The organism is Fulverythrobacter ferritrahens (assembly GCF_020539485.1).
GTDB lineage: Bacteria > Pseudomonadota > Alphaproteobacteria > Sphingomonadales > Sphingomonadaceae > Andeanibacterium > Andeanibacterium ferritrahens.
This window is the reverse complement of record NZ_JACDXU010000012.1, coordinates 1-1,173: the sequence shown is the minus strand read 5'-3', so window position 1 is coordinate 1,173 and position 1,173 is coordinate 1. Positions and strand designations below refer to the sequence as shown.

The following is a 1,173-nucleotide window of genomic DNA, read 5'->3' as shown; positions in this document are numbered from 1 at the left end:
CCGATATCGGAGGAGCGGTTTCAGCAGATGATCCCGAAGCATCCGGGCTATCTGGGTGCTTTGGCGCCGGAGAATCTGAAGAAGGAGCGGCCTGCCCCTCCCTTCGATCTGACGGGAACGTGGTTCGTGGATCTGCGCGAAGGGTTCAGCAAGTTCATGTTCGGCCCGCCCTATCCCGGTTTCCACGAGGAAGGGCGCAAGGCGCAGGAAGAGGCCAAGGCCGCTGCCGCGCGGGGCGAGACTTATCGCGATGCCATCGGCCAGTGCTACCCGCCGGGCATGCCGATGATCATGACGCGCGTGTGGCCTCATGCCTTCATCCAGCTGCCCACGGCGGTCTACATGATCAGCGGCTTCAACAATGCGGTGCGCATGATCTATCTGGACGGCCGCGACTTCTCCGATCCCGATCTGGTGGTGCCTTCCTACAATGGCGAGAGCATCGGCCAGTGGGAGGGCGACACGCTGGTGGTGCACACGAAATATTTCGAGACCGACAACCACTGGATCGACAGTGGCCTGCCGATCTCGGACGATTTCGAGATGTTCGAGCGCATCCGCCTGGTGGAGGGCGGCACGGTGATGGAGGTGGAATATACCCTGATCGATCCGCAGAACTGGGACGGCGAGTGGAAGAACACCAAGCGCTATGTCCGGGCGGATTACACCGACATCAACGAGAGCCACTGCATCCTGCAATATAACGAACATTTGCCCGGCACGAACCTGGGCAAGGCGACGGCTGACGAGCGCGGCGAGAGCGCCATCGAGGAGGTTACCGGTGAATAAGAGGATCACTTGCGCCATGGCCGCCCTGGCCATGGGGGCCCTGGGCGCCATGATGGCGGTATCCGCCCCGGCGCTGGCGCATCACAGCTTCGCGATGTTCGACCAGAAGAAGGTGATGACCCTGCAGGGCACCGTCACCGAATTCCAGTGGACCAATCCGCATGCCTTCATCGAGATCGACGTGCCCACCAATGGCAAGATCGTCCATTGGAGCATCGAGCTGAACAGCCCCAACAACCTCAAGCGCCAGGGCTGGAGCCGCGCTTCGCTCAAGACCGGAGACAAGATCTCCCTGCGCATGAACCCCTTGCGCGACGGCAAGAAGGGCGGCCTCTTCCTCGACCTCAAAAAGGCCGATGGAAAAGTGCTCGATTCAGGACTGCC

At 61.3% G+C, this 1,173-nt stretch carries 2 protein-coding genes; both read left to right on the top strand.

What is annotated here, in order from left to right; translation table 11 throughout:
* The coding region (locus tag H0274_RS15575) for a hypothetical protein (RefSeq protein WP_226796537.1) at nucleotides 1-789 on the top strand (789 nt) is incomplete at its 5' end.
* Nucleotides 782-1,173: DUF6152 family protein (locus H0274_RS15570; RefSeq protein ID WP_226796536.1), on the top strand; the 392-nt coding region annotated here is incomplete at its 3' end. The genes H0274_RS15575 and H0274_RS15570, both read left to right, overlap by 8 nt.